Source organism: Pantoea sp. S61 (assembly GCF_016625145.1).
In the GTDB taxonomy this organism is placed as follows: Bacteria; Pseudomonadota; Gammaproteobacteria; order Enterobacterales; family Enterobacteriaceae; genus Pantoea; species Pantoea rwandensis_B.
Map to the genome: position 1 here is coordinate 1 of NZ_JACVUO010000024.1, position 23,112 is coordinate 23,112.

The following is a 23,112-nucleotide window of genomic DNA, read 5'->3' on the forward strand; positions in this document are numbered from 1 at the left end:
TCCCTGCGGCGTACGCTTTACTCCACTGCCCACCTTTGTCTCCTTTATGCAGGCTTGCCGCGATATTTTTTAATCCAGGACTGAACAGAATTTTCATGTTTGCGCGGACTACAGCAATAACAGTCTCAATTGCCCCATAAAGGCCAGCCCGAAGAGCAAAGCGTTCGCGCCAGGGATGGCGCGGTCGATCTGCAAGGATGCGGGGTTCCTTTGCAATCGGGCTGGCCTTTATGGGGCCGAGCACCGAACCATCAGCAACTTCACTTAACATTCAAAAATATGAGCGTTAAAACCTGTAACCCCTACCCAACATCCACAAATCTGAACACCAAAAACCGCATCCCCGAATCTAAGCCCCAAAACAAAAAAGGTGCGCAAATTTGCGCACCTCTCAAAACAAACATGACGCTGACAACTACGAAGTTAAACGCTTAACCGGCGCATTCTTCTGACGATCCCACATTACCGTTAGCAGACGTTGCAAAGCGATAAATGCAAACAACAGAATACCGATGGCGATCTTTGTCCACCAGGAACTCAGCGTGCCATCGAAGTTAATCCATGTCTGAATCAGACCCTGGATCAACACCCCAAACAACGTGCCGAGCACCGTGCCCACACCGCCGGACAACAAGGTGCCGCCGATCACCACCGAGGCAATCGCGTCCAGTTCCACGCCCAATCCTGCCAGGGCATAGCCTGCTGAGGTATAAATCGAGAACACAATCCCCGCCAGTGTCGCCAGGGTGGTGGAAAGCATATAAATCTTGATGGTCGTGGCGCGTGTCGAAACACCCATCAACTGCGCCGACGTCAGATTACCGCCGATGGCATACACCTGATTACCAAAACGCGTGCGATGCGCGAGGATAATCCCGCCGATCACTACCACCAGCATAATCACCGCCAGCAAACTAAGACGCCCGCCACCGGGGATCTTCCATGCCAGACTCGACAGTGTGGAATAGAGCGGATGATCGATGGGAATCGAGTTTTCGGAAACCAGATAGCTGCAGCCGCGCAGGAAAAACATCCCCGCCAGCGTAATAATAAAGGCCGGGATCTTCAGTGCATCAATCAGCCAACCCATCATGGCGCCGAACAGTGCCCCCATTGCTAGCACAATCGCGAAGGCTAGAATCGGATCAACGTGATAATCACCGATGATTTTCGCCAAAAATACGCCGCTAAAGGCGATAACGGCCCCCACTGACAGATCGATACCGCCTGACAAAATCACAAACGTCATGCCCACGGCGATAATGCCGAGAAATGCGTTATCAGTCAGGATATTGCAGATCACGCGTGTCGAGGCGAAGCCAGGGAACTGACTCAGACAGAACAGATAACCGGCGACAAACACCAGCAGCGTAATCATCAATGGCAGATGGCGTTTAATCATTTTGGACGTCTCCCTTTCAGCATGGCGATAAAGCGCGGCGATTGCAGCAACAGCACACACATCACCACCACCGCTTTCACCACCTGATTCAGTTCCGGCGGGAAGCCAGACAACAAAATACCGGTATTCATCGACTGAATAATCAGCGCGCCAACCAGCGACAACACCAGATTAAAACGCCCGCCCATCAGCGATGCGCCGCCAATCACAACGGCAAGAATGGCATCCAACTCCAGCCACAAACCGGCATTGTTGGCATCGGCGCCACGTATATCCGCTGCCACGATCAGGCCCGCGACTGCTGCACACACACCGCTGATCGCATAGGTGGACATCACCACTAACCAGCCATTTACACCGGCATTACGTGCGGCGCGCAGGTTAATCCCCACCGCTTCGATAAACAGGCCCAGCGCGGTTTTTCGCGTCAGCAGCCACACTAACAGTGCCACCAGCAGCGTGATCCACACCGGAACCGGCAGCATCCACAGCGAGCCGCTGCCAAACCAACCGAGGCTGTCGCTGTTAAAAGTCACAATCTGACCCTGAGTAATCAGCTGTGCAATACCGCGCCCGGCCACCATCAATATCAACGTGGCAACAAACGGCTGAATCTTCAGCAGCGCCACCAGCACGCCATTCCATAAGCCACAGGCAAGGCCAGTGCCAAGGGTGGCGAGGATAATAAAACTCAGGCTGTGCCCCGCAACGGTCAACGTGGCCGCCGTCGCCCCCGCAATCGCCATCACCGCACCTACCGACAAATCAATCCCGCCGGTGGCAATCACCAGCGTCATACCGATTGCCAGTAGGGCAACGGGGGCAGCGCGGTTGAGGATATCAATCGGGCTGCCAAACAGGCGACCGTCCTGGATATGCACCGCAAAAAAATTGTTTGCGATCAGGCTATCCACCAACAGCACCAGAATCAGCGCAACAATTTGCGGCATGCCTGGCGGTAACTTCGGCTTACGCCGTTCAGGTTTTGGATGTGTCATAGGGGATTCAAGCATGTTGTGCTCCTGCATCGGCGATGGCATTCACAATCGACGCCACCGACAGCTGCTCCAGCGGGATTTCAGCTACCTGCTTCAGATCGCGCATGATCAACACGCGATCGGCATAGCCCACCAGCTCTTCGAGTTCAGAGGAGATAACCAGTAACGCCAGTCCATCGGCGCACAGGGTTTCAATCAAACGAATGATCTCGGCATGTGCACCAACATCAATGCCGCGCGTCGGTTCGTCGAGAATTAAGAATTGCGGCTTCGTCACCAGCCAGCGTGACAGCAGCACCTTTTGCTGATTACCGCCGGAGAGTAATTCCACTGGCTGATCGGCATGTGGCGTGCGAATTCCCAGGCTTTTGATAAAGCGTTCTGCGATTGCCTGTTGTTCACGCCGTTTAATCGGACGCAGCCAGCCGCGTTGTGCCTGCAGCGCTAAAATAATATTTTCACGCACCGAAGCCGCACCGATGATGCCGTCGGTTTTACGATCCTCCGGGCAGAACCCCATGCCCAGATGGGAGGCTTTGGCCGGAGTCCGAATATGCTGCACTTTGCCTTTGATGGTGGCAGTGCCCCGATCCGCACGACGGATACCAAACAGCACCTCGGCGGTTTCGGTGCGCCCCGATCCCAGCAAGCCGGCTAAGCCCACCACTTCTCCCGGACGCACCTCGAGGTCGAAAGGTTCAATGGTGCCCTTCTTGCCGTAATCTTTAAATGACACAACCGGTTGATTGCTCTTCAGCGTGCTGCCCTGACGCTGCAAGGCAGTCTCCAGCAGTTCGCGCCCCAGCATCAGTTTGATCAATTCGATTTGCGGCAATGATGCCGTATCACGCGTGGCAATAAACTGGCCGTTGCGCAAAACGGTAATACGATCGGTGATGCGATACACCTGGTCGAGAAAATGAGTGACAAAAATCAGGCTCATTCCTCTGGCTTTCAACTGCGCCATCAGGGTGAACAGCATTTCAACTTCGCTGGCATCGAGGCTGGCGGTAGGTTCGTCGAGGATTAACACCTGTGCGGAGAGATCCACGGCGCGACAAATCGCAATGATCTGCTGCATCGCGACTGAGTAATGGCCCAGGGGACGCGTCACGTCGAGCGCAAAACCGTAGTTGCGCATCAGCGCATCGGCATCACGCACCATACGCTTGCGGTCGATCATGCCAAAGCGGCGCGGCTCGCGGCCGATGTAGAGATTATCTGCCACCGACATATTTGGCAGGAGATTCACCTCCTGATAAACCGTACCGATGCCCATTTGCTGCGCATCGGCAGTATTGTGCGGTGAAATAGTACTGCCATTCAGGGTGATGGTGCCGGCATCCCGGGTGTAAACACCGGTCAGCACTTTAATCAGCGTGGATTTTCCGGCACCGTTTTCGCCCAGCAGCGCCATGATCTCGCCTTTGCGAATGCTAAATGAGACATTATCCAGCGCTTTCACGCCGGGGAAACCTTTGCTGATACCGTTGAGTGTCAGGAGTGCGGATGCATCTGAGGTGCTCATCAGGTTCTACCTCGCCTTACGTCATGAAAAACCGCCCCGAAGGGCGGTTGCGGGGATCAGTAACCCATGCCTTTTTTGGTGTCGAGCTGTGCCTGCGCGGAATCTGGCAGATACAGTTTCGATTCGGTTTTGATGATTTTTGGTGGCATCGTGCCGTCTTTTTTGAATTTCTCCAGCGCATCAAAAGCCGGACCTGCCATATTTGGCGTCAGCTCGACGTTGGCATTGGCTTCACCCGCCAGCATCGCTTTATAAATATCCGGCACACCGTCGATGGATCCGGTCAGAATATCTTTGCCTGGCTTCAGACCCGCTTCTTTAATGGCCTGAATGGCACCGATTGCCATATCATCGTTATGCGCATACACCATGCAGATGTTCTTGCCGTTGTTTTCCGCTTTGATGAAGCTCTCCATCACCTCTTTACCTTTACTACGCGTAAAGTCGCCGGACTGAGAACGGATCACTTTAATGTTGTTATGGCCCGCGATGGCGTCGGCAAATCCTTTCTTACGATCGATGGCTACGCTGGCACCCACGGTGCCTTGTAACTCAACCACGTTGCACTGCTTGTCACCGACAGTTTTCACCAGCCAGTCACCGATCAACTTGCCTTCTAACACGTTGTCTGCGGTCACCACCGCCATGTAAAGCGACTTATCTTTCACCACAATGGCGCGGTCTAACAGGAACACCGGAATTTTGGCATCTTTGGCTTCTTCCAGCACCGGTTCCCAACCAGTCTGCACTACCGGCGCGATGAAGATGGCGTCAACGCCCTGCGCGATAAACGAGCGCACCGCTTTGATTTGGTTTTCCTGCTTCTGCTGACCATCGGCGATTTTCAACGTGATACCGCGCTTTTGCGCTTCGCTTTTCGCCACGTTGGTTTCCGCTGAACGCCAGCCTGATTCCGAACCAACCTGTGAGAAGCCCACCGTCATATCCGCGGCAAGTACCGAAGCACTGAGTGCTGAACTGACCATGGCGGTTAAGAGTAAACGTTTCCACATAATTTCATTCCTCTGAAGGGAGTGTGCTGTAGGGGTACAAAACGCAGATTAAGCCTGGCGCAAAAGCGAGAAAACAAGCGCGACATGCCTCACAAAATAGAATGAATTAAAGGAGTTACGAAATTATGCATGTAAGAAGTCATACTAGCCATATGGACAATTTGCCTGATATTTATTTCAGTGGCGGTTAAATAAATGTAATAAACAGAATCGGTTAGGATGGTGGCTACTGGAAACGATTACAGACGCTGCGTAAAGAATGGTTATCGACTGCGGGCACAAGCAATGATCAGTTTTGTGATTATTCGCACACTACATGATTTAAAGTTTCAAAGCCTGTAGATGCCATTGCTTAACTGTTCGACATAAATCGGCCTAATAAACGTCTTATATGAATGAAAGTCAGTGCATTAAGCCTGATAAAAAATGACAACTTTCATTTGCGTTAAGGGTGTGAGCTTTTTTCACATTATGCCGTCCGTCAGGATAGAATTTGTCTTAATCCCGTCTGGAAATGCGCGTTTAAAACGGCAAAATGAAGAAAAAATGTCTTTTGATGAGCGAATTAGCTCACGTTGTCTGATTTTTGAATTTTTTTAACGCTGGCGTATGGACTCTGTCAGTGTGCTCCCTATACTTGGGCACTTCCGAGCACTTTATTTTTAAATGGCAATCATGACTGCGCTAGATTACCTGTTGAAATTCCGCAAAGTGAATAATCTTGAGAGTCTGGAAAAACTCTACGACCATCTCAATTATTCGCTGACCGATGATAATGACATCATCAATATGTATCGCGCTGCCGATCACCGTCGTGCTGAACTGGTTTCCGGCGGCCGCCTCTTCGATATGGGCCGCGTGCCAAAATCAGTCTGGCGCTACGTAATGTAATGGGTTTTCCCCACCTTTTTCTGCACTATAGCGTTGTCCATGTCGGGCGTGCCCCGTTTGGACATTCAACGCCTTCTTAATTTCGCTACAGGATCCGCAAGATGACCGAATCGGTAAACCCGCCGCGTATTGCTGGCTGGCTGTTATTGCCGCTGGCCTGGTTGATTATGACGATGCTGACCAGTGCGCTGGTTGTGGCCATGTATCTGAGCCCGTTGTTTGATACTGAATTGCGTACCACGTTGTTCACTCATGCCAGCCAATTGTTCACGCAATGGGCGATTTCCCTGCTCACCGCAGGCGTGGTTTGGGTCTACAGTATTTGGGTTTGCTGGATGTTCTGTAAACGTTCGCGCCGTTTACCGCGTCATTACATCCTGTGGTTACTGATGACCGTGTTACTGGCGTTGAAAACCTTCGCGTTCACCCCGGTGGCGGATAACAAAGCCATTCAAACGCTGCTGTTGTCACTGCTGGCGGCGGCGGTATTTGTGCCCTACTTCAAACGCTCTCAACGTGTTAAAGAGACGTTTATCCAGCCATAACGGCGCGAGTTTCGTCAGGAATTTAATTCTGAGTGCTCTCAACACCCACACATTTTGTGTAGAGGTTGAGATGCACCTCTCAATTCCGGATAATAGACGCCTTTCGGCTTCCCAGGTTAAAAAATGACCGATTACTTACTTCTCTTTATTGGCACTGTGCTGGTGAACAACTTCGTGTTAGTGAAGTTTCTCGGCCTATGCCCCTTTATGGGCGTGTCAAAAAAATTGGAAACCGCCATCGGCATGGGACTCGCCACCACTTTCGTGATCACCCTGGCGTCGATTTGCGCCTGGCTGGTGAACCATCTGATTCTGGTGCCGCTCGATCTGGTGTACCTGCGAACCCTGGCGTACATCCTGGTGATCGCCGTGGTGGTGCAATTCACCGAAATGGTGGTGCGCAAAACCAGTCCGTCACTCTATCGCTTGCTGGGCATTTTCCTGCCGCTGATTACCACTAACTGTGCGGTGCTGGGTGTCCCTTTACTGAGCGTCAATCTCAACCATACCTTTATGCAGGCTGCGGTCTATGGCTTCAGTGCCTCGCTCGGCTTCTCCCTGGTAATGGTGCTGTTCGCCGGTATGCGTGAACGTCTGGTATTGGCCAACGTCCCTGCGCCGTTCAAGGGCAACTCAATTGCCTTAGTCACCGCAGGTTTGATGGCGCTGGCCTTTATGGGCTTTACCGGGCTGGTGAAATTCTAATGACCGCGATTTGGATTGCTATTGTGGCGATTGCTGCGCTGGGCCTGGTTTTTGGCGCCCTGCTCGGCTACGCCTCGCGCCGATTCGAGGTAGAAGAAGATCCGATCGTTGAACAGATCGACAGTATTCTGCCGCAGAGTCAGTGCGGCCAATGTGGTTATCCCGGCTGCCGCCCGTACGCCGATGCCGTGGGGAATAACGGTGAAGCCATTAATAAATGCGCCCCCGGTGGCGAGCAAACCATGCTCAAGCTGGCTGCGCTGCTTAACGTTGAACCGCAACCGCTGGATGGCGGTGAGGAAGTGCAGGAACCGATCCGCACCGTGGCCTGGATTGATGAAGCCAATTGCATCGGCTGCACCAAATGTATTCAGGCTTGCCCAGTGGATGCCATTGTCGGCGCCACCCGCGCCATGCATACCGTGTTGAGCGATGTCTGTACCGGCTGTGATTTGTGTGTCGCTCCCTGCCCGACTGACTGTATTGAAATGCGTCCGGTTGCCACAACCACGGCCAACTGGAAATGGGATCTCGAAACCATTCCTGTACGGGTGATCCCGGTAGAAACTCATGCTTAATTTGCTAAAAATTTTCCGCAAAGAGAAACTGTGGGATTTTCAGGGCGGTATTCATCCGCCTGAGATGAAAACCCAGTCAAACGGCACGCCGCTAAGTCAGTTACCGCTGCCTGAACAATTCATCATTCCGTTAAAACAGCATATCGGCCATGAAGGCGAGATTTGTGTGTCGCCTGGCGATCACGTTCTGCGTGGTCAAGCGCTGACGTTTGGCAGCGGACGCATGCTGCCAGTGCACGCGCCGACTTCCGGCACCATCGAAGCGATTGCGCCACATATGACCGCGCACCCTTCGGGTCTTTCCGAGCTGTGTATTTTCCTGCGCGCCGATGGTGAAGACCGCTGGACTACGCTCGACCCGCAACCTGACTTCCGCGCGCTGCCGCGTGAAGAGGTCGTCAAGCGCATTCATGAGGCCGGCGTGGCCGGTTTAGGTGGTGCAGGCTTCCCGACCGCCACTAAACTGCGCGGCGGATTGCGCGGGGTCAAAACCCTGATTATCAACGCCGCCGAGTGTGAACCTTACATCACTGCCGATGACCGTCTGATGCAGGACTGCGCGGCTGAAGTGCTGGAGGGATGTCGCATCCTCGCCTGGGTATTGCAGGCAGAGCGCGTGCTGATTGGTATCGAAGATAATAAACCCGAAGCGATTGCGGCGCTGAAGCAGGCTTTGGGCGGTGATCGCGAGTTGCAGCTGCGCGTGATACCAACCAAATATCCGTCTGGTGGCGCCAAACAGCTGACGCAGATTCTTACCGGTGTCGAAGTGCCGCACGGCGGCCGTTCCACCGATACAGGCGTGCTGATGCAGAACGTGGGTACCGCATGGGCGGTAAAGCGCGCCATTATTGATGGCGAGCCGATTACCGAACGTGTCGTCACGCTGACCGGCGAAGCCATTGCGCAACCACGTAACGTTTGGGGACGTTTGGGCACACCGGTAAGTCATCTGTTGCATCATGTAGGTTTTGCGCCAGGTTCGCGGCAGATGGTGATTATGGGCGGCCCGCTGATGGGCTTTACGCTGCCGTCACTTAATGTGCCGCTGGTGAAAATCTCCAACTGTATTCTGGCACCGTCTGCTAGTGAGATGGGTAATAACGAAGAAGAACAGTCCTGTATTCGTTGCAGTGCCTGTGCGGATGCCTGCCCGGCGAAGCTGTTGCCGCAACAGTTGTTCTGGTATAGCCAGGGCGGCGATCATGAGAAAGCGCGCGCCCATAACATCGATGACTGTATTGAGTGCGGTGCCTGTGCATACGTTTGCCCCAGCAATATCCCGCTGGTGCAATATTATCGCCAGGAGAAGGCCGAGTTGCGCGCCATTGATCTCGAAGCTAAGCGCACCGCTGAAGCTAAAGCGCGCTTTGAAGCGCGTCAGGCGCGTTTAGAGCGGGAAAAACTGGCGCGTGAAGCGCGTCATGAAGAAGCAAAACAGCGTGTGGCACGTAGCGATCAGGGTGAACGTGACGCAGCGATTGCTCGCGTGAAGGCGCGTGCCGCCAAAACACCAGAACAGGAAACTGCCGAGCGTGAGGCTCGCCATGCGCAGGCGTTAGCTCAGCAGGCGGAAAAACAGTCAGAGACGCAGGCGCTGAGTCGCCAGTCTGGCGATCCACGTAAAGCAGCGGTTGAAGCCGCGATTGCGCGTGCTAAAGCGAAGAAGTCTGGTGTGACTGAGCAACCGGTAGGCGACGTTGCTGAAACACCTGTTGCTGAGGCTGATCCACGTAAAGCAGCAGTTGAAGCCGCCATTGCGCGTGCTAAAGCGAAGAAAGCGGCTGCGGCTGGTGAACAAGTGTCTGAGCTTGCTGATGCAGCCACAGCCGCTGAAGTTGATCCCCGTAAAGCGGCGGTTGAAGCCGCCATTGTGCGCGCTAAGGCGAAAAAAGCGGCTGCAGCAGCTGTGCCGACTTCTGAATCTGCTGACGTACCACAAACACCTGAGCCTTCTGATGCAGCAACTGCGGCAGAAGTGGACCCGCGTAAAGCGGCAGTAGAAGCGGCCATTGCCCGAGCCAAAGCTAAGAAGGCAGCGGCAGCAGCTGAGCAGATTTCTGAATCTGCTGATGCAGCACCTGCCGCTGAAGTCGATCCACGCAAAGCTGCGGTTGAAGCAGCCATTGCCCGGGCCAAAGCGAAGAAAGCGGCTGCGGCAGCTGAGTCGACTTCTGAATCTGCTGACGCAGCAGCTGCAGAAGTGGACCCACGTAAAGCAGCGGTTGAAGCCGCCATTGCTCGAGCTAAAGCGAAAAAAGCGGCTGCGGCAGCTGAGTCGACTTCTGAATCTGCTGACGCACCACAAGCACCGGAGCCTTATGATGCAGCAACTGCTGCAGAAGTGGACCCGCGTAAAGCGGCAGTTGAAGCGGCCATTGCCCGAGCCAAAGCGAAGAAGGCTGCGGCGGCAGCTGAGCAGATTCCTGAATCTGCTGATGCAGCACAAGCATCTGAACGTACTCACGCAGCACCTGCTGCTGAAATCGATCCACGTAAAGCAGCGGTTGAAGCCGCCATTGCGCGCGCTAAAGCGAAGAAAGCTGCGGCAGCTACTGAGCAAGATTCTGCATCTGCTGAAGACGCGCCTGAATCATCTTCTGAAGTGGAGGCTGCTGCCTCTCCTGACTCCGCCGACCCACGTAAAGCGGCAATTGCTGCCGCGGTCGCCCGTGCCAAAGCGCGTAAAGCGCAGCAGCAGCCTTCGACGACTGAGGAATAAATGGCTTTTCGTATTGCAAGTTCTCCTTATACCCACAACCGCCGCAGCACTGGCAACATCATGCTGCTGGTGGTGCTGGCTGCGCTGCCGGGCATGGCCGCGCAGTGGTATTTCTTTGGCGTGGGTTTTCTGATTCAGGTATTGCTCGCCACCGCCACTGCGTGGATCACCGAAGGCACCATTTTGCGTCTGCGCAAAACGCCAGTGGTGCCGACACTCTCAGATAACTCCGCCCTGCTCACCGCGCTGCTGCTCGGCATCAGCCTGCCGCCGCTGGCGCCCTGGTGGCTGGTGGTGATTGGCACCGTATTTGCCATTGTCATCGCGAAACAACTGTATGGCGGTCTGGGTCAAAACCCTTTCAACCCAGCGATGGTCGGTTATGTGGTCTTGCTGATCTCCTTCCCGGTGCAGATGACCAGTTGGTTGCCACCGGATTCCTTACAATCCATCAAACCCGGTTTGCTCGATTCTCTGAGCATGATTTTCACCAACCATACGCTGGCCGGTGAGACCATGCAGCAGCTACAAATCGGCGTGGATGGCATCAGTCAGGCCACACCGCTGGATACCTTTAAAACCGGCCTGCGTGCCGGGCACAGTGCTGAGCAGTTACTGGCTGAGCCGATTTATACCGGCGTGCTGGCGGGATTAGGCTGGCAGTGGATTAACCTCGGCTATTTGCTGGGTGGCATGCTGCTACTGGCGAAGAATGCCATTCGCTGGCACATCCCCGTCAGTTTCCTCGTATCGCTGGCGTTCTGCGCCACTCTTGGCTGGTTGTTCTCGCCGGAATCGCTCAACTCGCCACTGATTCATTTGTTCTCCGGCGCGACCATGCTCGGCGCGTTCTTTATCGCCACCGATCCGGTCACCGCCTCCACGACTAACCGTGGACGCCTGGTTTATGGTGCACTGATTGGTTTGCTGGTCTGGCTGATTCGCAGTTTTGGTGGTTATCCGGACGGTGTGGCCTTCGCGGTTCTGTTGGCGAATATTTGCGTGCCGCTGATTGATTACTACACCCAGCCGCGCGTTTACGGCCATCGCAAGGATTAAAGATGTTCGATGCTATTCGAAAAAATGCTGTAACGCTGGCGGCGTTTGCGGTGATCACCACCGGTGTGACTGCCGTGGTGAACTATGTCACCAAGCCCACGGTTGAGCATCAGACGGCACTGCAGCAAAAGAACCTGCTCGATCAGGTGGTGCCCACCGATTTGTATGACAACCATATTCAGCAAGAGTGTTTTCTGTTCACCGATGCGGCGGCATTAGGCAATAACCAGCCGCATCATCTCTATCTGGCACGTAAAGGTGACCAGCCTGTCGCGGCGGCGCTTGAGACCACCGCGCCAGACGGCTATTCTGGTGCAATTCAGATGCTGGTCGGTGCTGATTTTCACGGCAAAGTATTGGGCGTCCGTGTGGTTGAACACCATGAAACACCTGGCCTGGGCGATAAGATCGAACTGCGTATTTCCGACTGGATCAATAGCTTTAACGGCAAAGTGGTGCACGGTGCCGACGACAAAAACTTTGCGGTGAAAAAAGATGGCGGTGAATTTGATCAATTTACCGGTGCCACCATTACTCCGCGCGCGGTGGTCAATGCCACCAAACGCACCGCACTACTGATTGAAACGTTGCCAGCGAAGCTCTCTTCGCTGCCTGAATGTGGAGATGCACCATGAGTGAAGCGAAAAACCTGCTGGTTGGTGGCCTGTGGAAAAATAACTCCGCATTAGTGCAGTTGCTGGGTCTGTGCCCATTGCTGGCCGTGACCTCAACCGCCACTAACGCCCTCGGCCTTGGCCTGGCCACCACCTTGGTGCTGACCATCACCAATAGCGCTATTTCGGCTTCGCGTCGTTGGGTGCCGGCTGAAATCCGCATCCCCATTTACGTGATGATCATCGCTTCGGTGGTGAGCTGCGTACAAATGCTGATTAATGCTTACGCTTATGGTCTGTATCAGTCATTGGGCATCTTTATTCCTCTGATCGTGACCAACTGTATTGTGGTGGGCCGCGCTGAAGCGGTGGCGTCGAAAAGTAGCATCCCGCTCTCCGCGCTGGATGGATTTGCCATTGGGATGGGCGCGACCTGCGCGATGGTGACGTTAGGTTCGATTCGTGAGTTGATCGGCAGTGGCACGCTGTTTAATGGTGCGGACCAACTGCTGGGGCCGTGGGCCAAAGCGCTGCGCATTGAAGTCTTTCATTTTGATTCACCGATGTTGCTGGCGATGTTGCCGCCAGGTGCGTTTATCGGGTTAGGTATGCTGCTGGCGGGTAAATACCTGATCGATCAGAAAATGAAGCAGCGCGCCGCCTTGCGAGCATCGGAACCTGAAATCGCGCCGCAAGGCGAAACCGGGAAGGCCGTGTGAACAAGGACAAGCGGCTGCAAATTCTCACGCGCCTGCGTGATGATAACCCCCATCCCACCACGGAACTGAATTTCAGTTCACCGTTTGAGCTGTTGATTGCGGTCCTGCTCTCGGCACAAGCGACGGATGTCAGCGTCAATAAGGCCACCGCAAAGCTCTATCCGGTGGCCAATACCCCTGCAGCGGTGCTGGCGCTAGGCGTGGATGGCGTAAAGGAATACATCAAAACTATCGGCCTGTTTAACAGTAAAGCGGAGAATGTGATCAAAACCTGCCGCATTCTCATCGAACAGCATGCTGGCGAAGTCCCGGAAGATCGCGCGGCATTAGAAGCCCTGCCTGGCGTCGGTCGCAAAACCGCTAACGTAGTGCTGAATACCGCCTTTGGCTGGCCAACCATTGCGGTGGATACCCATATTTTCCGCGTCAGCAATCGCACCCGTTTTGCGCCCGGCAAAAATGTCGAAGAAGTCGAAGACAAGCTGATTAAAGTGGTGCCATCCGCTTTTAAAGTCGATTGCCACCATTGGTTGATCCTGCACGGCCGCTACACCTGCGTGGCACGCAAACCGCGCTGTGGATCTTGCCTGATCGAAGATTTGTGTGAGTTTGACGCTAAAGAGTCTTAGTGTCTGCCAGGGGCTTCAGCCACGGCTTCCACAGAGAGACTGACTCCGTCGCCAGCGCGCGAAGATGGTTCTCATCCGCACCGCAGGCGTTAATCAGGGATTGCAGGGTCATAAGTCTTCCTCGCTGACAATGGTTTCCTCCGGCACGTCCGGTGTGTCACTGATAATGAAAATATCGGTCGGGAGCGTGAAGTTGCGCAGCTTCAGCAGCGCCAGCGGCCCCTCACCCGCTTCGGTGCGCAGAATGTAGTTCAGCGGGCGACCGTCGGCAGCCCGCCAGGTGAGCTGCCAGCTGCTGCTGATGCCCGGATTGGCGCTGACCTGGGCTTTATCCAGCAGGCGAATCCAGCCCCAGCTGCCCGGCATGTCGCCGTACTGGCGGGTGCCGGCCTTCGTGCTTATCCAGCTCAGCGATGCGCCCGGCGCTTCGGTGTCGGCAGGCCAGGTGAAGCGTTTCCACACCGGCTGCTGATTCATGTACGTGAGCTTCTGGCTGTCGATAATCAGGTCAGTCTGCATCACGTCTGCGGCCGTACCGGGACGCAGCTCAAAGTGCAGCCCGGCCTCTCCGCGGGTGAACACCACGTCGGAAATCCGGCTCAGCTGGTTCATCGCTTTCAGGAATGCGGGATTGAACGTCAGTCCCTGCGCGTTGATGCTGTCCGGTACCCAGCGGGTGCCTTCGCGGTGCAGTACGCCGCTCAGACGCGACTGCAGGAAGCGGTTGATGCGGCCGTTGTCCGCATTCAGGTATTTCGCCAGCAGCGGCAGTGACACCTCGCTGCTGACATTCTTAAAGGGATAACGCCCGCCAAACGCGCTGTTCCACTCGTTCACCACCGCCTGCTGCCACCGGGCGTTCAGGCTTTCCGCTGCCGGCCTCAGCACCTGCTGCCAGGCCTGCTCCATCGGACGCACAAACACCGTCTGACCAAAACCGCTCCACTCCTGCCCGAGTCCGGCGGCGACCAGGCTGCCGTAGTCGCGGGTGTCTGTGAGGTCAACGGTTTTCCCCTGAAACACCGTCTGCGCCAGCGTCTGCGTCATCGCCTGCGGGTCTGCCGCGTTGGTGACCTGCTGCAGGCGCAGACGCACCTGCGTCACGCGCGTCAGGAAGGTGCGCAGGCTCATACTGCTGCTGCCCTGATTATCCATCAGCGCCAGCAGCGGGCCGAAGGTGGCATCAAGGGGGCCGCCCGGGCCGCTGTTCTGGTCGATGGCCGGGCGCTTTTCCCGACTGAGCAGGTTCTGCGCAGACTTCACCAGCGAGTCGGCGATGGCACCCCCACTCTGCCCGGTCCGTCCCTGCACGCTGAGGGTGTTCATCAGCGCCACCAGCGGCGACTGGCGCACATCCGCCATCAGCGTGAGCTGGTCAATTGCGTCGGAAAGCGTCGGTGCCGGCTGCAGGCGCAGGCTGTTGAGGAAGTTCAGCCAGGCTGCGCTGTAGTCAGAGAAGTAACGGCTGGTGAGCCGCGCTTCCAGCGCTTCGGGTGAGGATGCATCACCGGCGGGCGGCGGTGCATCGCTGAGTACCCAGTCCATCTCCTCGCGCCGCTCCCGCGCCACTTTTTCAATCGCGGGTTTAACGCCATCTTCCCAGGCCTGACGGGTGAACATGCCGGGCACAACTTCATCGGTGGTAAACAGGCGACCCGCATCCGTATCGCCGGTCATGTCTGCCAGGCGCATATCGGCATACTGTCGGGCGACCTGTGAGAGCACCCGCTGGTACTGGCGGGTTTCGCTGTTGGTCACCCCCATCTGACGTACCAGCAGGGTGCGCACCTGCCTGACCAGCTCCGGGTCTGCTTTCAGCGCCCATTCGGGGTGAGAGATGAGATTCTCTGCATAGAAGGCCAGTAGAGGACTCCCGGCGCCCTGCCAGTACGCGTTATCCAGGCCCTGCCGCTGCACCCAGTTCTGCATCAGCGTCTGGCTGAACCAGCCGGCGTCCATGCGTTCCGGGTGCGTCATCATCAGATACAGCCTGAGCTGCGTGTAGGCCTGCTTTGACTGCGTTTCGCGCAGCGGGCTGTCGGGCGGGAGTGTCGCATAGGCTTTCAGTGCGTCAGTGAGCTGTAAGGCTGCGGCGTCGCGCAGCAGAGGCTGTGCTGCTTCACGGTAGCGCGGCCACAGGGCGGACAGCAGTTCTTCGTTCTGGCTCAGTCCGAGGCGGCTGTACCACGGCATACCATGTTCCTGCCGATACTGTAATTGTCCGATAGTGTTTTGAAACACGCCCAGTGCAGCAAGCCGCTGTTTTAAAGACTGACTGCTGTCTGAAGCGTTTTCAGCCACCGTAACGGCATCACTGATAACGGTGCGACTGGCGGCGAAAGAGACCAGCATTCCGGCTCCCCACAGAACAACCAGCGCACAGGCAGCAGCAGCGGAAATCCGGCTCCAGTGCAGGCCAGAGCGGAGCGGGCGAAGATGGGCAGGCAGTTCATTTGAAGACGCAGGCAGCGCATCCCAGCGGTTATCACGCCTCCAGTGGTGCGGTATCGTACCTGCCGTATCTTCCGACTGCGGGCTGAACACCATACCCGCCAGCGGCAGAGACCCATGAACCTTCTGCAGCGGAAAAAGCAGCGCAGTTATTGATTCCGGCACACGCGCCAGCTGGTCCGCGAGGCTCAGCAAAAAGTGATGCTGCGGCGAGCCCGCCACCTGCTGGGTCCCCTGCGCGATGAGGTCCGCCGCCAGTGCCGCGAGCAATGCATCGTGTTTATTGGTTGTGGAAGTCTGGAACCCCACGGCCTGAGTTATACGGCCAGCCTGCCCCCCAGCGCGTGGATGCAATGACCAGACGAACAGCGGCAGTCGCCAGCCGAGCGTATTGCAGCGAGCCGATAAGGCATGTGCGGTGGCGTCCATCGCGGCACTGGAAGGTCGCGCAGCAGTGGGCAACCCGGCAATGTCGGTAAGCTGGTCAGTTGCAGAAGTCACCCATATAATCGCGTCTGCAGGACGGCGACACAGGCGCTTTAAAGCCATCAGCCAGTTTTCGTCAGTTTGAGAGGCGGGATCGCCGCCCCACAACAACAGCGTGCCACTGTCTTCTTGCCAGAGTTGATTGGTCAGGCCCGGTGTCAGGCGTTCAACGTCTGACACGCTGCCCGTGATGAGAAGGATGTGAACTTTGTAATTCCAAAGACGGCCGTGTTGTTGGCGGAGAGCATAACGGAGATGCTGGAGAATAATCCGGTGATTTTCAGTAGAAGTCGTTTTTTTCTTATCTAATTGCTTGTGGTGCCCAATTATCTTTCGAGGTAAATATTGTTCCTGCTCTTGGCCAATTGACTTTTTCTGAGAAAAATGAAGAGTAAAGACAGCTATTATTAAAGTTATTACACACACACACCAGATTAACCAAACATATTCAACACTTACCCCTAAAATATCCATACCACTTCTGAAAGTAGTGATCAGGAATGCACTTACGCATGCAAGCGCCACGACTAATATTGAATATCCTGTCACACTAAAACGCCGAATGACCGGCGAAGCTATTGATGTCATAAAAACAACCTCCTTGTAATCAGACAAAATGAATAGGCTTTATCCTTGCCACCTGATATTAATAATTGAGTTTCTCCAGTTCTAATTGCAGCATCCACTAATAATGAAATCGAAACAGGAAAAGATAGTGGTCCTGGAGGGCCAAATGAATGATTAACAATCAAAAAAGGATGGCGGGAAGGAAGTGCCCATTTTTTTTCTTCAGCATAGCGTACGATTGTAATCATATCAGCCTCCCCAATTCCCGAAAGCCAAACATGCTTCATTTCTGAAGCCACCAACCTGTTATACTCAGTAAGAACATCAAGTGATTTCGTCAGAGAGTCTGAATGCAAAAATCGTCCTACGCCAGCCTTGACAAGCAATGAATCACTCTCGTTCATCTCTGATGAACAGATGAGATTTGCGTTGATAAACTCACTATATTCACGTTCAATAGAGTTAGGCCAATCCTGTAAGGTAATAATCAGCGCATTTCCTTTAATCGAACAGGATTCAGAACCTGCAAAGTATTGGTCTATTTCAGATACAATATCAGGGATCATATCCCATTGTTTAAATACAGCCTGAGAAATGGAAGATACATCATGTTTTTCTGTAATAAGCACAATGATGTCATGAAGATCATTTCTATAACCCGGGCACTGTTCTTCCAGATTTTTATCTAAAAAACTCAACTTAGAACTTAAAGTCAAAAAATTATGGTGTAGACGTCTACATTTAACCGGATATGCTGGAATATAAGAAGGCTCTCCAATTAAAGCTTCACTTCCATTTTTCTCAGGACACAAGATTATATTGGCCACAATCGGTCTTTGCCACATAGTCCAGCGCTGCCAGTGTGATTTAGTAATTTGGGTCTGAACTTCCCATAATATAGCTGCATTAGATGCTTGATCATACCGAAACCAAACAATCCCTACGAGACATAGCCATATCAAACCTGAAGGTAGCAAGCCATTGATTATTACATCTCTGTAACCATGAACTTTTAGCAGAAAAATAGAAGTCAATGCACCTAAGCAAATCAAAAGAATAAAAACAATCGTCAAGAATTTAATAGATGGTTTCTTTAAGCTTTTCTTATGTGGGATGTCTGGAATCGGCCAATTCATTTTTATTCAACCATCTCATTTCGGAAGCTGATAACTTTGCAACCACATTCACATATGCAGTCGTGTACAACCACCTGTACGCCATGATCGAACATTGTAGGATCCCCTTGTCTAATATGATTAAAACCATGCAGTGGGCATGAAACGCTATCTCCAACTAATGCAACGGGCACACCCTCCACATAAATTGTTGATGAGGCCGATATAACCTTACCGCCGTGTGTTGTTGCATCGCCTAAGCAAGTCAGTGCTGGCATATACTTTTCCTTCTATTTTAAATGGTGAGATACATCATTAACGGAAATTAATAAATCATGAAACATCAAAATTAATAGTTTAAAATAATAAATGATAAATAACCGCGAAACATATTTTATTGCGTAATAACGACCAAAGGTTGACTGGTTTAAACTTATAGATTCATTATATCGATAGTATACAAAACGTGATCGCATAAAAGTTGAACCACTGCATCCCTGTCAATCATAATCGCATACTCTATTAGATGAGCATACTCTCAACAAAAGGTGTAAAAGTCCAAATAAAAATAAATATGAACAATCTTTAATTGTATAATTCGAATCGGGCGCATCACCGCCCGATAGCCATTATTCCATAGTATTCTCAGCGTTATTATTAACCAGTGCCCTTTGTTCTGTGAATTGGTTATCACGGGTATTCTTCTGCACGGCTACTGCACCAAATAGCGCCATGAAGAATGACACACCGTAAAACCCTTTTTCGCTAGGCATCAGTGTTGCATTCACCAATCCGAGGACCAGCAGCGCAACTGAAAGACCAAATGCCAACAGGCACACTCCGTGATAAAGGCGAGTTGTGGGAATATTTTCCTGGCGATCGCGAACCGTTTTTTGCAATGAAACCGCAGCAAACAGCGCTAGAATCAGCACAGAAAAGTAGTAGCCTTTTTCATTTAGCTCCATCCCTGCCTGCCACAAACCGGCCAAATAAACCACACTGCCGCCGATCATGGCAATCCAGGAAATTGCGACAAATGCGGGTGAAACAGGGATATTCTGCGTTTTCATAGTATTTCCTTTAGGTTATTGAAAATAAGTTAAAATGTTAAAAAGAGCTGCCGCCGGAATAAATACAGACCAATGCACCAGGGCATTGCGCACTGCGTATATTCTTCAAAAGCCGTGGACTAAAAACTGTAAAAAATATTCGACTTGAATAGGCGATTGATATTGCATGGGAGAATGCCTGGCAATATGCAGGCGGCATTCAGTGCATAAAAAAATATATGTCATACGGTTGCACTAATGATTAGGTAAAGCAGGCTATTTTGCTATCGCATTTGGGCGGATACGGATAGTGTCGGTAATCTGCTGCCAGATACTTACAGCTTCGGCCTCTGTAAGACGTCCCTCGCCCTCAAGCCCCTGCTGCAGGAACGTCAGAGATAACATTGGATGCTTGGGAGATGCCGTTTTTTCATTGAAATTAATGACAAATCGCAGGGCTTTTTCACCGTAGGTGTCACTAAGTAATCCTTTTGCCAGCCACTGTTCTGCATACAATCCATTGATGTTACAGCGTCCACTGGCGATGGTATTGCCTTCGGCTCGCTTGATGTTGCGCTCCATCATGGCACTTCTCTCCAGCAGAGAATCATCAGATGCAATGTAGTTATCGCTATCAAAATCAAAATCTAATGCGGGAAATTCTGGTGATTTGTAAAGGAAACCATAGCGTTCTTTTTGCTTGCTATCATCATCCTTAATAAACAATTCTGGCAGGCAAAAACCGGGGATGTTGGGTATGTCATTTTCTTTCCTGCCGGAAATGCGCTTTAGCAGCTTAGTCAGCTCAATCAGTTTTTGCGGAACGGTATTACCGTAGATTTCGGGGGTCTGTTTTCGCTCTTCATCATAGCGTGACGATAATCCATTATCGGCTTCCATGGTTATTTCTACTGCAACACCATTGGTATAAAGGTGCGCCTCAAGGATACGTGAAGCATCAGGAATCTGGGTGCTTTCATTTCGTTCAAATATAACGCCCTGTATGCCATCAGGTAAAGAATGGATAGCCTTCAAAAATGGCATATCCTGTGGGCGTAATGTTTTTGTGGCAGATAATTCAATTTCTCTCAAACGAATCTTCTGTTTAAAAGCCGGAGGATAGATGCGTTTATAATTCAGCGGTGATTTGTTAACATACGCAATAACCTGATCTGATGAAGTGGCGAATGTATCGGGTAGGTCTATGAGATAACGTCCAAGACATCGGGTGGTCATTCCCTGTAAAAAGTGCGTCACGTTATTGTGCTCCTCAGTGGTCAGACTTACTCTCGGCGGCATCCATCTGTAGCCATACCAGCCGGCAAAACTGGTGGCCAGCAGCACCAGCGTTATGATTAGTTTTTTTATGCTCATTCATACCTCTGCGCGGTCTGCTCTATCTGCTGAACGATTTTCACCAGCGCCCTCAAGGTAAACTTCTGCGCCTGTCTGTTCTGGAAGGCTGGCTCATGTGAAACGGAAACCTGAAAACGCGCCTGCAAATGATGTTCAGCAATACGCCCAGATCGTACCGGAACCGTCCCGTCCCCAGCCTCTTCTGCTGGCAAAAGCTGATAAGTCTGATGAATGCCCTTTGCCCAGCCGCTACCTAAGAGGGGGGAAGAAACGGTTCGTTTCTCATACATCTCCGTTTTATCAAGCGCGCGAGCTGCAAGCCCGTCACGCTGACGGTTGCGATTCAGCCACGCTTCTGCACGAGGAGTATTTGCGCGCCAGCAGACGTCGCCGTAGGCCCGGTACGTCATATCTGCACTGTAGAATGCCCAACTATTTGGATGATACTTTCCGCAGAGATCCTCGATAAAAGGCTTAACTTCTCGTTGAATTGTTTTTGAGAATGTTTGCCAGTCTTTATCCCTGTCTGCCGGGTCAGTGCTTTTGCCAGGGTTTATAAACTGATCCTCACATAGCCCCCACCATCTATCCCGCTGCAGATATATTTCGCTGTAAGGGTCGGCTACCGGTAACGCATGGGTGGTTTTGTCATCCCTAATCTTCAGCCAGCGCTGCCCGTAAGCTTTTCCCGGCAACAGTTGAAGAGGGCCGGGAGACTGAGATAGCACGGCGGTCATGGCTTCCGCACTTGGGCCAAGTACCTGTGCACCAAACCAATCAACTACGTTGCCTGATCCGTTTTCCGTCCCGGCTTTCATTCTGCGGTAAGTTGCTGCGGCTCCGAGTGCCGGCATTACACCGTGTACCACTCCCAGAACCTTGGCTGCCCCCCCAAGATTCTGCGTATAATGCCGGGCAACGAGGCCCCCCATGGAATGCGTAATCAGAATCACCTTCTCGCACATCCGGCCCTTCTGCTGATAAAACTGAATTTGCTTGTCAATGAATTTACCCAATGCAATTGCTGAATCACCGTTTGACTGCAGCCAGTTATACCCCATGGCAAATACCGGAAAAAGGTAACGGTAAGTCAAATCCACCTCACCTTTACTCAGTGAGACATCCCCTGTTTCTGTTTTCAGCATAGATTTCAGTAGAATTACGCGCTCATTAGAGAGGGTGTTATCAAAGTCGTTAAGAGTGTTCTGCAACCAGTCAAGAAAAGTGGCATAGCTGGTGTATCCCACAGTTCCCCAACCTCGCTGCCGGCGAGTTTTGAGTAAATGGGATTCTGATTTTTCGGTAATATTGCCGCCATCATCAACTATTGTTTCATTAGGGTCTAATTTCTTTTTTCGGACTGCCGCATTTTCTTTAAACCAGTCGCCTAAAATTTGGAGGTTACTATCAAGCCTCCAGATTTTTTTACCTTTTTTATCTTTTAAATTGCTGCCCATTACACCCGGAATAAAAATGACTGGAATAACCCGGTCTGGATACACGACACATTGCTGAACAATATTTTTTTCTTTAGGCGTGCTAAATAACTGATAACAAGCATTACCATCTTCATCAAATGTCGGTTCAATTTTTGGTGTCGTTTTTTCCTCAGACATGACTAACGCTCCTTGTTCAAGTTTAAATTGATGCTGGCAATGTCAGGAAAGCTTTGAGGGGCTATTTTCCCTGCAGCATCTGAAGTAGCTAATGTCTTCCCGAGATCACTACTTACATTCCCCTGATGACTTTTTACCGCTTCTTTGGTTCCTGCCCGGATGAGTTGCGTGTTGAGTTCATAATTACCCTGTTGCCAGGTATTAAACATTTCGCTTGCGCTTTGACCACCGAATTTTTGCCATACCGCTGCGCGCTGAATAATTTTATCCGGGGCACCGCTCTCTACTTCACCGTTTCCTATTCTCAGATAAGCACCACCGCTACCTACCAGCAAAATATCCTGTTTGGCACGAATGAAAACTTTACCTTCGCTACTACTCATACGTACATCCTGGAATGCATCCAGCAACATCTCATCACTCTGAGACTGAATTTCGACTTTCCCCTTCGCCGCTAGTAACTTCAGTCCCAGCTTCTGTGCAAACAGGCTGATTCTTTCGCCCGCTGCCACCGTGAAAGCTTTCATTACGCTGAAGTCAGTGTTTTTACAGCTGGTTGCAATGAGGTTTTCACCTGCTGACAGTTGCAGGCTTTTAGTCGTGGCTTGCGCGATGCCGCCTGGCGCTGAGAGCAGTAGTGCAGACTGCTTCAGCTCTGTGATGGCATCACTCAAAAGCGACTTCTGGGTTTGTAAATCCGCCAATTCGGCTTTTGCCATCTCTGCTGCACTTCGCAAGGACTCAGTTAACTGCTGCGCCTTTTGAAGTTCGCTAAGAGCATCCTGCATCGACAACATCTTCCCATGTGCCTGGGGCTGAATATCCGCACTGATAAACACGCCTTTGCCACCACGGATGGCGATATGATTATCAGTCCGCAGCTCTGCTCCTTCGCCACGAATCTCACGCCGCGCATCAACATTGTGACCTAAATTAAGCTGCGTCTTACCCCCATACTCCGTGCTGAGCTTGATGTACTCCTCACCCCGCTTGTCCTCCATGCGCAGCTTGTTCAGCCCTGCCGTGCGGATAACATTGTGGGTACTAGCCTTTGATTAAAAACAGCAAA

21 protein-coding genes and 1 pseudogene are annotated in these 23,112 nt (G+C 52.4%); 9 read left to right on the top strand and 13 right to left on the bottom strand.

The features are described 5' to 3' along the window. The 5 genes from IAE30_RS30155 to ytfQ form a co-directional block, all read right to left on the bottom strand. On the bottom strand, nt 1-271 hold a 271-nt coding region (locus tag IAE30_RS30155; protein ID WP_234472872.1), incomplete at its 3' end, for a hypothetical protein. A 144-nt stretch (nt 272-415) separates the two neighbouring features. Then, the gene (gene yjfF / locus IAE30_RS26730) at nt 416-1,402 is read right to left on the bottom strand and encodes a galactofuranose ABC transporter, permease protein YjfF (protein WP_038647220.1); all 987 of its coding nucleotides are present in this window, start codon (nt 1,400-1,402) and stop codon (nt 416-418) included. After that, nucleotides 1,399-2,415, bottom strand: a complete 1,017-nt coding sequence (gene ytfT, locus IAE30_RS26735; protein ID WP_200681297.1) for a galactofuranose ABC transporter, ATP-binding protein YtfT — start codon at nt 2,413-2,415, stop codon at nt 1,399-1,401. Before ytfT ends, yjfF begins: the two co-directional genes overlap by 4 nt. Then, nucleotides 2,408-3,928, bottom strand: coding sequence for a galactofuranose ABC transporter, ATP-binding protein YtfR (gene ytfR / locus IAE30_RS26740; RefSeq protein ID WP_200681298.1), 1,521 nt, complete (start codon nt 3,926-3,928; stop codon nt 2,408-2,410). Before ytfR ends, ytfT begins: the two co-directional genes overlap by 8 nt. Nucleotides 3,929-3,984: 56 nt before the next feature. After that, nucleotides 3,985-4,941 carry a galactofuranose ABC transporter, galactofuranose-binding protein YtfQ gene (gene ytfQ, locus IAE30_RS26745; RefSeq protein ID WP_200537342.1) on the bottom strand — a complete coding sequence of 319 codons (957 nt, stop codon included), beginning with the start codon at nt 4,939-4,941 and terminating at the stop codon, nt 3,985-3,987. A 675-nt stretch (nt 4,942-5,616) separates the two neighbouring features. On the opposite strand from ytfQ, the gene ydgT reads away from it, so the two are divergent. The 9 genes from ydgT (at nt 5,617) to nth (ending at nt 13,403) form a co-directional block, all read left to right on the top strand. Beyond that, on the top strand, nt 5,617-5,832 hold the full coding sequence (gene ydgT / locus IAE30_RS26750; protein WP_038647227.1) for a transcription modulator YdgT: 216 nt from the start codon (nt 5,617-5,619) through the stop codon (nt 5,830-5,832). A gap of 101 nt (nt 5,833-5,933) precedes the next feature. Then, nucleotides 5,934-6,377, top strand: a complete 444-nt coding sequence (locus IAE30_RS26755) for a DUF2569 domain-containing protein (RefSeq protein WP_034827411.1) — start codon at nt 5,934-5,936, stop codon at nt 6,375-6,377. 123 nt (nt 6,378-6,500) lie between these two features. After that, the gene (rsxA, locus tag IAE30_RS26760; RefSeq protein WP_034827413.1) at nt 6,501-7,082 is read left to right on the top strand and encodes an electron transport complex subunit RsxA; all 582 of its coding nucleotides are present in this window, start codon (nt 6,501-6,503) and stop codon (nt 7,080-7,082) included. Next, a complete protein-coding gene (gene rsxB / locus IAE30_RS26765) occupies nt 7,082-7,660 on the top strand; it encodes an electron transport complex subunit RsxB (RefSeq protein WP_034827415.1) in 579 nt (192 codons plus the stop codon). Before rsxA ends, rsxB begins: the two co-directional genes overlap by 1 nt. Beyond that, complete coding sequence (rsxC, locus tag IAE30_RS26770) at nt 7,653-10,382, top strand: electron transport complex subunit RsxC (RefSeq protein WP_200681299.1); 2,730 nt, start codon at nt 7,653-7,655, stop codon at nt 10,380-10,382. The genes rsxB and rsxC overlap by 8 nt, the downstream gene beginning before the upstream one ends. Then, nucleotides 10,383-11,441 carry an electron transport complex subunit RsxD gene (rsxD, locus tag IAE30_RS26775; RefSeq protein ID WP_200537340.1) on the top strand — a complete coding sequence of 353 codons (1,059 nt, stop codon included), beginning with the start codon at nt 10,383-10,385 and terminating at the stop codon, nt 11,439-11,441. Between the two features lie 2 nt (nt 11,442-11,443). Further along, nucleotides 11,444-12,076: an electron transport complex subunit RsxG gene (gene rsxG, locus IAE30_RS26780; protein WP_200681300.1), complete on the top strand. Its 633-nt coding sequence runs from the start codon at nt 11,444-11,446 to the stop codon at nt 12,074-12,076. Next, nucleotides 12,073-12,774: an electron transport complex subunit E gene (locus IAE30_RS26785; protein ID WP_038647235.1), complete on the top strand. Its 702-nt coding sequence runs from the start codon at nt 12,073-12,075 to the stop codon at nt 12,772-12,774. Before rsxG ends, IAE30_RS26785 begins: the two co-directional genes overlap by 4 nt. Next, nucleotides 12,771-13,403: an endonuclease III gene (gene nth, locus IAE30_RS26790; protein WP_038647237.1), complete on the top strand. Its 633-nt coding sequence runs from the start codon at nt 12,771-12,773 to the stop codon at nt 13,401-13,403. The genes IAE30_RS26785 and nth overlap by 4 nt, the downstream gene beginning before the upstream one ends. On the opposite strand, the gene IAE30_RS30310 is transcribed toward nth, so the two are convergent. The 8 genes and pseudogenes from IAE30_RS30310 to IAE30_RS26825 all read right to left on the bottom strand — a co-directional run. Beyond that, entirely contained in the window at nt 13,390-13,515 is a 126-nt protein-coding gene (locus IAE30_RS30310) for a hypothetical protein (RefSeq protein WP_255530345.1), read from the bottom strand. The genes nth and IAE30_RS30310 overlap by 14 nt on opposite strands. Next, on the bottom strand, nt 13,512-16,814 hold the full coding sequence (locus IAE30_RS26795) for an ImcF-related family protein (protein ID WP_200681301.1): 3,303 nt from the start codon (nt 16,812-16,814) through the stop codon (nt 13,512-13,514). Before IAE30_RS26795 ends, IAE30_RS30310 begins: the two co-directional genes overlap by 4 nt. Nucleotides 16,815-16,924: 110 nt before the next feature. Continuing rightward, the gene (locus IAE30_RS26800; protein WP_200681302.1) at nt 16,925-18,043 is read right to left on the bottom strand and encodes a hypothetical protein; all 1,119 of its coding nucleotides are present in this window, start codon (nt 18,041-18,043) and stop codon (nt 16,925-16,927) included. A gap of 2 nt (nt 18,044-18,045) precedes the next feature. Further along, nucleotides 18,046-18,300 carry a PAAR domain-containing protein gene (locus IAE30_RS26805; RefSeq protein WP_200681303.1) on the bottom strand — a complete coding sequence of 85 codons (255 nt, stop codon included), beginning with the start codon at nt 18,298-18,300 and terminating at the stop codon, nt 18,046-18,048. 351 nt (nt 18,301-18,651) lie between these two features. After that, complete coding sequence (yiaA, locus tag IAE30_RS26810; RefSeq protein WP_200681304.1) at nt 18,652-19,092, bottom strand: inner membrane protein YiaA; 441 nt, start codon at nt 19,090-19,092, stop codon at nt 18,652-18,654. A gap of 255 nt (nt 19,093-19,347) precedes the next feature. Beyond that, the gene (locus tag IAE30_RS26815) at nt 19,348-20,445 is read right to left on the bottom strand and encodes a T6SS immunity protein Tli4 family protein (protein WP_200681305.1); all 1,098 of its coding nucleotides are present in this window, start codon (nt 20,443-20,445) and stop codon (nt 19,348-19,350) included. Continuing rightward, complete coding sequence (locus tag IAE30_RS26820; protein ID WP_200681306.1) at nt 20,442-22,043, bottom strand: triacylglycerol lipase; 1,602 nt, start codon at nt 22,041-22,043, stop codon at nt 20,442-20,444. Before IAE30_RS26820 ends, IAE30_RS26815 begins: the two co-directional genes overlap by 4 nt. 2 nt (nt 22,044-22,045) lie before the next feature. Further along, a pseudogene (locus IAE30_RS26825) lies at nt 22,046-23,080 on the bottom strand (DUF2345 domain-containing protein); the annotation flags it as partial. Nucleotides 23,081-23,112 lie beyond the last annotated feature (32 nt).